Below are 9,393 nucleotides of genomic sequence, written 5' to 3'. Positions count from 1 at the left end.
TTAAGCTCCGCAGAGCCGATGGTACTTGGACCGCAGGGTCCTGGGAGAGTAGGTCGCCGCTAGGCGTAATGAGACCCGATCTGAAGGATCCGGGTCTTTTTTTATTTATGTGAAAAGGGAATAGAAGAGGTGCCGCGTTCGAAGCGGAGCGGAGAACCACCGGAGCGAAAGCGAAGGTATGGTACTTGGACCGCAGGGTCCTGGGAGAGTAGGTCGCCGCTAGGCGAGACGAGATCCAGATCTGAGAGATCTGGATCTTTTTTTATTTGTATGCGAAAAGGAAATAGAAGAGGTGCCGCGTTCGAAGCGGAGCGGAGAACCACCGGAGCGAAAGCGAAGGTATGGTACTTGGACCGCAGGGTCCTGGGAGAGTAGGTCGCCGCTAGGCGTGATGAGACCCGATCTGAAGGATCGGGTCTTTTTCTTTTTGTATGCGAAAAGGGAATAGAAGAGGTGCCGCGTTCGAAGCGGAGCGGAGAGCCACCGGAGCGAAAGTGGAGAGGTGGTATTTGAATCGTAGCGTTCTGCAAGAGCAAGCTGCTGCGTGGCGTGAAGAGAGTTGGTCTTTGTAATTTTGTACGCGAAAGGGCGCTAGAAAAGGTGCTGTGTTTGAAATGGAGCGGAGAGCCACCGGGGCGAAAGTGGAGAGATGGTAGGTGAACCGTGGCGTTTTGGAAGAGTAAGACGCTGTGAGGCAAGATGAGGCTCGATCTGAGGGAACTTGGTTTTTTCTTTTGCCTGTGATAAGGACATAGAAGAGGTGCCGCGTTCGAAGCAGAGCGGAGAAGCGCCGGAGTATGGTATTTGGAGCGCAGGGTTCTGAGCGAGTAGGACATCGCTAGGCGTCTCAAACAATTGAATCCGTTCTTCGTATTTGTAGCAGCTTCTGATAAATTGGTTTCTTTGAGGTCGATCGATCTTTACAGCAGGCGTCGTATCATACCCATCCTAATAACAATGCCTGCCGGGTGCTGGCATGATAGTGCTGTACTGTAGGCAATTTACAGTAGCCAAAAGCGTTTCACCAACCTATCTTTCCGAAATTCTGACGAGGCTCGTGAAAGCAGGGATGATAGAGTCAATATCTGGAGCCAATCGATAAGTACAAAAGAAGTTGAGCTTTACATGATATGAAGGTTTATAATGCGGCTAGGGCTCTGTCTTTGAAGCAAAACTTAGATGGAAACGCTAATGAAAGAGGACGTCTGATATATTCAACCCTCCCCTGCACGAACTGAGTTTCCCTCGGGCAACTTATCGCGTAAGTCCCTTTTGATCGGGAAAATGCAAGGGGAAGGGGTGCCATGTAATTGGAGTTTTTTAGCCAACAGTGGCTATAATATATCTTTGAAGTGCGAGATTCTAAATACCTAGAAAAGGAGATGAACACCATGACTCGTCATTGGTCAGAGCAATAAAGACTTCTTGCGCTGATCATCTTCTGGACAACTTGGTGCGCATCTCCCTATATTCAGCATTGTGCTCAAAGATGGGAAACCGATCGAAAAGAATCAGCTATATGCCCAAAGGAGATTTGATCAGATACTTTCGTCCAATTTATAATAACAAAAGCGATTGCAGGGCATGACGGCGGCTGATGGACACCGCCATAGAGGTAGGACCGTAAATAGAACCAAGCACTTGAACTTTGTGCTGATCGAATCAATTTATAGAGAGATAGTGGTGGAACATCGTGCGTATTATCAGCAATGAAAAGGTATCATTATGGTTGGTTTTGTTTAATTTGTTTATTGCTTATGTAGGGATTGGACTTGTCGTTCCGGTCATGCCCTCTTTTGCGAAAGAAATGCATTTAAGTGGGGAAACCGTGGGCCTCTTGATTTCTTCATTTGCTTTTGCACAACTTTTAGCATCTCCGATTACCGGTGTTTGGGTTGATACTGTCGGCAGAAAAAAGATGATCGTACTCGGACTATTTCTGTTTTCATTTTCGGAATTGCTATTTGGTTTCGGAGACCAAGTTTGGGTGCTGTTTCTATCCAGAATCTTAGGGGGGATTAGCGATGCGTTCATTATGCCGGCCGTGATCACCTATATAGCGGATCTAACTTCATTAGAAGACAGAGCAAGAATCATGGGCTATCAGGCTGCTGCCATCAGTGGCGGTTTCATCATTGGCCCCGGTGTAGGTGGATTTATTGCTGAACTAGGCATACGTGCGCCGTTCTTTTTCGCTGCAGGACTCGCTTTCGCAGCAGCTCTTGTATCATTGTTCGTCTTAAAGGAATCTTTATCGAAAGTACAACTTGAGAAAAACAGAGGCGAAAAAAGAAGAGCCAGTCTCATTGAGGAGATAAAAAAGTCATTCCGCTCCGCTTATTTTGTGCTGTTCCTCATTGTTTTTGTGTTCTCTTTTGGGTTGGCAGCCTATGAAATGATCTTCAGCCTCTTTGTTGACTTGAAGTTTGGTTTTACAGTCAGAGATATATCGGTAATTATTACTGTAGGTTCTATTTTCGGAGTGGTTGTACAAATTGCGCTCTTTGAAAAGTTGGTAAACAAGTACGGCGAGAAAAAATTGATTCTTATCTTGTTGCTGATGGCTGCAGCGTTCATTCTTGCTACGGTATTCGTTAGTAACTTCTGGGGCATTATGGTTGTGACGAGCATTGTCTTTTTTTCGATCGACTTACTTCGTCCTGCCGTGACAACGTTACTTTCGAAAATGGCGGGGGAAAATCAGGGATTTGTTGCCGGGATGAATTCCGCATACACAAGCCTGGGCATTATTGTTGGGCCGGCTGTAGGAGGTATCCTATTAGACCTGAATCTTAATCTTCCGTATACATTCGCCGCGATCGTCTTGTGTGTTGCTTTCGTCATGTTTTTCGTATGGCAAGGCCAAAGCAGAAAGTCTGCCTGAGAAGGGCTTAAAAGCTTGCTCGAACGATCTGACGTACTTCGTTCCACAACATGAACCACCGTATATACCGAACGGTGTGTACGGTGGGGTGACAGGTCAGGGCTAGTCGCCACTTTCTACTCGATTGGTCGTACAGCTTCGTTCATACGTGCAAAAAAGCTGGGTATGGGAGTAATCTATACCGCAGCTTTTTTCTTAGATTATCGTAACCTTTTGCGATCAAAACGGCACTTATATACAGAACGCTTGAAAGGAAGAGCAGTATGCAAGAATGGGTCGTGTTGGCGCAAAGAGGAGAGCCTGATGCTTTCGGACAACTTGTACTCCGATTCAAAGATATGGCGTTTGCCGTAGCCTATGAACGATTGTTTGATCCGCATTTGGTCGAGGATGCCGTGCAAGAGGCATTTACCGAAGCATTTTTGCATTTGCCCAAGCTGGGAGAACCGAGTGCCTTTCCCGGCTGGTTGAAGCGAATCGTCATACGTCAATGTAACCGGATCATGCGACGCAAGCGTCATTCTCTCGTTCCGTTTAATTCTTATGCAAATCTGTTATTTTATTTTCATGGCTACTCGCTGGCCGAGATTTCAGCTTACTTGGGAACGCCAGTCTCGGTATTGAAAAAAGGTTGTATGACGCACGGCGTAAATTGAAAGCTTCTCTCCCTGTCGCTGACTTCATCTCTGCGTTCCAAGAACTATATGAAGGAGGAACACGAATGCTGCACATCGTAAACGGCGATATCGTAGCCGAGAAGTTGAAACAAGGTGTTGTTCCGGGGGACGTCCTCGTATGGAGGGAGATTTATTCGGAAGGCCCCGTTTTTCTAGATCCGTCCGATCCTGCTGCTAGGTCTGTCCGAGCTGACTATTTGGAGAAGGCAATGGGTATCCCGCGTAAGGAATACATCGAAGGCTGCGAATCGCAGGAGCAAAAACTGCGTAGGTTCAAGGATTATGATGAAATCGTATTATGGTTTGAACACGACCTGTTTGACCAAACGATGTTATGCTACTTGCTCTATTGGTTTTCAAAACAAAAAATGGGGCAAACGAGGCTAAACTTGCTATGCATCGGAGATTTTACCGGCATCGAACGTTTTCGCGGCTTGGGCCAACTGTCTGTTGAGCAGATGGGAACCTTATCGGGAACGTGGCATCTGGTTAAGCGGAGAGAGTTGGAAGTAGGCCGGGCGTATTGGGAAGCTTTTACCTCGTCCGATCCACGCGGGCTAGCGAAACTGCTGCAGGAGGATAGTTCCGCTTTGCCATTCGTTCGGAATGCCTTTCGCTTTCATTTATCACGCTTTCCCTCGGTGCAAGATGGACTTGGGAAAGTGGAACGGACTACACTGGAGTTTATCGCCCAGGGTCTGAACCAACCGATGGAGCTATTCTGGCAAGTGAGCGATGAGCTTCACGAGTTTGGTATGGGCGACCTTCAATATTGGTGGATTCTCAAACAAATGGCATCAGGAACACAACCGTTGATACGCTTTGATGGCGCGGAAGCTGCTATTCCCAGTTATATCGATCCTTCAGAGGACTTCCGCCATCGTCGCATTCTACTGACAGATACAGGTCGACGTGTTCAAGACGGAAAAGAGGACTGGGTAGTTGTCAACATGATCGACTGCTGGCTTGGCGGGGTTCATCTTCTGGAGAAGGAACGGGTATGGCGTTGGGACGAGCAGGAGGAATCGATCGTTTGAACTGAGTGATGGTATGGAAGAGGAGAACTTCGAAGATGCAGCAACCTAGGTTGTCTAACCTGGGAAATTCCCATATAATAGAGAAAATCAACATCTTTTAGTTCAAAGAAAGGTGGTATCCAGTTCGAACATGCGCAATCTGATTGCTTCCTAATCCCTAACAAAAGGATATGGAATGCGGACGCTGCCTGGTGTACAGGGAGCTCAATAGGGGGTGGTGTGTCCATTCCCGGCAGATCAGATTACTCATGTTGGAGTCACAAGACTGGAAACCACGATGAACTGTGATTTTATTTGTGCGCAAAGTACAAGTTCATCCAAGGCTTTTTTGTTATATGAAGCTGTGGTGTTTTATGGTCGATCCGGCTGTGAGTGCGTCTGCATTCGCAGCCTTTTTTCGTGGAATTTTATGATGATCGATCGGCAAAATACCATGAATTTGAAAAAGTGTTGCCTGTGATTGTTAGACAAATAGGCACAGAGCCATCATAGAAGCCGAGTCTGTAGTTGTAAAAGATGTGGAGCCACATACAATCGTTGGCGGAAACCCAGCTAGGCAAATACGAAAACGTTATTTGCCGGAGATCATTGAAGCGCTGTTGGAAATCGGTTGGTGCAGTTGTAGGCGTGGATATCGACTCGTTCAGCAAAAGGAAAAGTCACGCTAAGATGGGGGAATTAAGATGAGAGAGTATCGGCTGGTCAGTGACTACAGGCAAGTGGAAGTATTAAGAAAGAGCTTTTTTGATCTGGCAAAGCAAACATTTGGGCTGGATTTCAACGAATGGTATGATCGGGGCTTCTGGAACGACAGCTATATCTGTTATTCGTTTGTGGACGGGGAACATATCATTGCAAATGCTTCAGTTAATAAGATGGTTTTGACGTCAGGTGGTAAAGAATATAAAGCGATCCAGATAGGAACGGTAATGACTCATCCCGATTATCGGAATCAAGGTTTGGCAACTAAGCTGATGAAGCATGTCATTGAAAAATACGAGAAGGAATATGAGTTGATCTACTTGTTTGCGAATGAAACTGTGTTGGACTTTTATCCGAAGTTTGGTTTTCAAAAGGTCCTGGAGAGCAGTTACAGTCTGGCAGTATCTGATTTGAAAAAGGAAGTTGCACTGAGATCAGCTCTGCGCAAACTAGATGTTGACAATCTGGCGGACTTTGAGCTGATGAAGGAGTTTGCAACTGAAAGAATTCCCGTATCGTCAACACTTGGGGTGAAGGGCAATGAGCATTTGTTGATGTTCTACTTTATTCTTGTTTTTCGTGATGCCCTTTACTACGATCAAAATGAGGATGTGATACTTCTATTTGAACAAGAAGATCATGTACTGCATGTTTTTGATATCGTAAGCAAGAGGAAAATCGATTTAGAGAAAGTGGTCAGTCGTATCATTTCTGAAAAGACGGAGTTTATCCAGTTTCACTTCGTACCAGACAGTGACAATGAGAACATCCGGTCAACTTTGGTGACAGAAACGGATGATACGTTGTTTGTGCTGCCGTCATGTGCGAATGCAAGAAAGCCTGTTAAATTTCCGCTCACCTCTCATGCATAGTTCTTAGGATGGGAGGAGCTATACATTACTACAAAACAAGCTGGTGGCCGGTCGAGTACGGACACCAGCTTGTTGAGTTTAAATGATTGTTTGTGCAAGGGTACGAGCAAGCAGAGGAAGCGAATGCCCTGCGCGGTGGAAGATCTGCCCCAATTCACGCGTGCTTGCTTTCGGCCCCAATTCGTCTAGTTCAGACCAATGCTTCCATCAGGATGAATAATTTAGGGAAGGCCAAGCGGACGTACCTAGCAATTTCTGAGCGGTCGGTATGAATCATTCTGCGGAGTTTGTTGGGGGAGTGCTTAGGATTGTTTTGACCCAAGCTGCGTTACTTTAGCCAACCATTTGGCTCGCAATGTCTCCGATGACCCCCGGATCGGCCCAATCTCGGTAACACGTACAGGTGCTACTCCGCAAAACTTCAAAATGTTGCGTTTCATCACATTGTATTCTGCATTTTTGTATACCAGCTTGTTGTACCAGGGTGGAGCATCTGTGGTGACGATCAGATGTGCGGATTTGCCGGATAAGAGCTTATCCACTAAGGAAGAATGTTCACGATATTTGAATGCGAAACCGGGCAGAAAGACCCGATCGATAAACCCTTTCAGGATGGCCGGCATCGCCCCCCACCATGTTGGATAGACAAAGACAAGGTGATCCGCCCAGAGGATCAATTTCTGCGCTTCGATCAGATCCTCCTCAAGTTCTGTTCTTTTGCGATAACCAAACTTTAGGTTCGGGTCAAACTCGATCTTGCTTAGATCGATAGAGCGAACTTGCGCATTGCTGGCCAAGGCACCCTCCAGATAAGCTTCGGACAAGGCTGAACAGTAGCTCTGTGGGTCTGGATGTCCGTTAATCACCAGAATGTTCGATTTCATCGTCATTTCCTCCTATTTGGCTCCGATGGTCACTGACCCTCAAGAATGATTGCGATATAATACGTTGTTGTAACACTTGAAACTAAGCATAGAACGAAGTTAAACATAAAAGAATGATCAACAGCGCAATCATCTTGCGGATTCGCGCAAGGAGGAATGGAGACTTGAAGAGCCGAGGAATTGCAATTTCCCTGGTCTATCCGATCATGAAGGCAATTGCTCACAAAGGATATGAGATCGATCAATTTTTCAGCTATGCTTCGTTTGAAAGCAGTCAGTTACAAGATGTGGAGGCCCGCATTAACGAAGAGGAATTGGAGCGATTGATGATCGCAGCTGCAAACTACACGAAAGATGATCATTTTGGCTTGCATCAGGGACAGATTACGGAGCTTGTCGATTTGGGCATTCTCGGGTATGTCATGTTGCATTCCAAAACGATTGTCGATGCGCTGACCGCTTACCAAAGATATAATGTGATTCTGTGCAACGCGTTCAATTTAGAATGGGAAGTGGAAGAAAACGACGTCCTGATTCGACTGTCCATACAACATCTCGGTCAAATGTCTCGTCATTGCATCGAGGATCTGGCGAGCTCTTTGTACCATTTGATCGGCAAACTCAGCAATCAACGCATTTCCTTGCATGAGATTCAATTTGCACATGATGCGCCAACGGATACTCAACCTTACGTGTCGGTGTTTGGGAGAGTCCCCCGGTTTGGTGAGAAAGACAATCTATTGCGAATGAGCAAAGACGTGCTGAAACATCCGGTGATGTACTCCGATTCAAGACTGTTAGGAGTATTTGAGACTCTTGCACAGGAAACAAGGGATGAGTTGACCCATGTGAGTGCGTTTTCAGATCAGGTAGTTCAGTGGATGAAAAAATGTATGCCATCCCATTTCCCGACCTTGCAGCAGACGGCTGAAAACTTCGGAGTGAGTATGCGAACACTTCAAAATAAACTGAAGGCAGAGAACGCTTCCTACAATGAGCTGTCGATCCGAACCCGCAAGGAGATGGCGATGATTTATTTGAAAAAAAGAGAGTATTCGATCGGCGAGATCGCATATTTGCTCCATTTTTCGGAGCCCAGTGCATTTCAAAGCGCATTTAAGAAGTGGACGGGTGTAACACCGGGGCAGTATCGAGCCGACGCGCACCACGATCAGACACTTCGAACCTCTTCCTAAGAAACTCGATGGCTCATTCTTCCCTGATTTACGGAGAGGGACGAATGAGCCAAAGCTGTAAAAAGCGACGTAATTCAGACTCAGGTTGGTATTGGCTTGTGGTGCGAGAAGCGGAACGACTTCAGACGGTCTGCTGGTATGATGTGAGCACATAAGTCTCGACTTCTCGCGGGAGATGAACGATTGGATACTTCGGTCTGTGCGAGGATGCGGCGTAACTTGTACGCTTTTTGGCACGCGATGAGGGATCGTGGGTAAAGGGGAAGTGATTCGTTTGAAAGGCAGATTTTTGCGCAGCTAAAGGGAAAGTGCGGGCTCGGTGAAGTCCTCATTTCTTAAAATGAGCAAAATCGTTTCGTTTTGTTTCACACTTGCTATTGAGCGAATCGAGCAGACGTGATAAGATAAGTCCTGTTGGAAAACGCACAGGGGCATAGTTCAGTTGGTAGAACGTCGGTCTCCAAAACCGAATGTCGTGGGTTCGAGTCCTGCTGCCCCTGCCAAACAACCTTGCAAGAGATGGTGGCCGTGGCGAAGTGGTTAACGCACCAGATTGTGGCTCTGGCACTCGTGGGTTCGATTCCCATCGGTCACCCCATTTTTATCATGATTCGCAGTTTAGCCTCTGACAAGGCGTATCATTATCACGGAATGTAGCGCAGCTTGGTAGCGCGCACGCTTCGGGAGCGTGAGGTCCAGGGTTCGAATCCCTGCATTCCGACCACACATCAACCGCGGTCAGGTTCTTTTTGAAGAGCCTGGCCGCGGTTTTTTTGTATTTTAAGAAGTGAGCCGATCCTGTGAGCGATTCTAAGCAGGCGGGAGAAAAGAGATGATGGAGATCGGGAAGGATGAATTTTGTTTCGGTTTGTTTGGTCTGTGAGATTGAGCGAGGTGTTGGGGCATGATAAGATTGTTCTTGTCGCCGCGAGCGACGAACGATTTGATCGGTGCGGTTTGATACGTGCCAAGCGATCTTTTATCAGGTTTTCACACAGAGAAAAATTACTGTTGACTTCGCTGAATGAGATGTGATACATTATCTCTTGTCGCCGCGAGAGAGCGGTTGATGCAAAAGAGCAAAACGATTGATCCTTGAAAACTAAACGAGTGTTACGAAGAGAGATGCGAGTCAAGATAC

6 protein-coding genes, 3 tRNA genes and 1 pseudogene are annotated in these 9,393 nt (G+C 46.6%); 9 read left to right on the top strand and 1 reads right to left on the bottom strand.

The window, feature by feature from the left end; all coding sequences use genetic code 11:
* Positions 1–1,015: 1,015 nt before the first annotated feature.
* The 5 genes and pseudogenes from ACFSOY_RS20360 to ACFSOY_RS20340 form a co-directional block, all read left to right on the top strand.
* Positions 1,016–1,096: pseudogene (locus ACFSOY_RS20360) on the top strand (transcriptional regulator); the annotation flags it as partial.
* Between the two features lie 594 nt (positions 1,097–1,690).
* Positions 1,691–2,884, top strand: a complete 1,194-nt coding sequence (locus ACFSOY_RS20355; protein WP_386049687.1) for an MFS transporter — start codon at positions 1,691–1,693, stop codon at positions 2,882–2,884.
* Between the two features lie 263 nt (positions 2,885–3,147).
* Positions 3,148–3,540, top strand: coding sequence for an RNA polymerase sigma factor (locus ACFSOY_RS20350; RefSeq protein WP_386049686.1), 393 nt, complete (start codon positions 3,148–3,150; stop codon positions 3,538–3,540).
* A gap of 65 nt (positions 3,541–3,605) precedes the next feature.
* Positions 3,606–4,598: a DUF1835 domain-containing protein gene (locus ACFSOY_RS20345; RefSeq protein ID WP_386049685.1), complete on the top strand. Its 993-nt coding sequence runs from the start codon at positions 3,606–3,608 to the stop codon at positions 4,596–4,598.
* A gap of 683 nt (positions 4,599–5,281) precedes the next feature.
* On the top strand, positions 5,282–6,172 hold the full coding sequence (locus ACFSOY_RS20340) for a GNAT family N-acetyltransferase (RefSeq protein WP_386049684.1): 891 nt from the start codon (positions 5,282–5,284) through the stop codon (positions 6,170–6,172).
* A 302-nt stretch (positions 6,173–6,474) separates the two neighbouring features.
* On the opposite strand, the gene ACFSOY_RS20335 is transcribed toward ACFSOY_RS20340, so the two are convergent.
* Positions 6,475–7,056, bottom strand: a complete 582-nt coding sequence (locus ACFSOY_RS20335) for an NAD(P)H-dependent oxidoreductase (RefSeq protein WP_386049683.1) — start codon at positions 7,054–7,056, stop codon at positions 6,475–6,477.
* Positions 7,057–7,220: 164 nt separating this feature from the next.
* Here ACFSOY_RS20335 and ACFSOY_RS20330 point away from each other — a divergent pair, with 164 nt between their 5' ends.
* The 4 genes from ACFSOY_RS20330 to ACFSOY_RS20315 all read left to right on the top strand — a co-directional run bounded on the left by ACFSOY_RS20330 (position 7,221) and on the right by ACFSOY_RS20315 (position 8,976).
* Complete coding sequence (locus ACFSOY_RS20330) at positions 7,221–8,252, top strand: AraC family transcriptional regulator (RefSeq protein WP_386049682.1); 1,032 nt, start codon at positions 7,221–7,223, stop codon at positions 8,250–8,252.
* Positions 8,253–8,679: 427 nt separating this feature from the next.
* Positions 8,680–8,755: transfer RNA gene (locus tag ACFSOY_RS20325), tRNA-Trp, on the top strand.
* 19 nt (positions 8,756–8,774) lie between these two features.
* Positions 8,775–8,850: transfer RNA gene (locus tag ACFSOY_RS20320), tRNA-His, on the top strand.
* 49 nt (positions 8,851–8,899) lie between these two features.
* Positions 8,900–8,976 (top strand) — tRNA-Pro (locus ACFSOY_RS20315).
* Positions 8,977–9,393: the final 417 nt, after the last annotated feature.

Origin of the sequence: Tumebacillus lipolyticus, from assembly GCF_042682745.1 — a bacterium.
In the GTDB taxonomy this organism is placed as follows: Bacteria; Bacillota; Bacilli; order Tumebacillales; family Tumebacillaceae; genus Tumebacillus_A; species Tumebacillus_A lipolyticus.
This window is presented reverse-complemented; position numbering and strand designations above follow the sequence as displayed.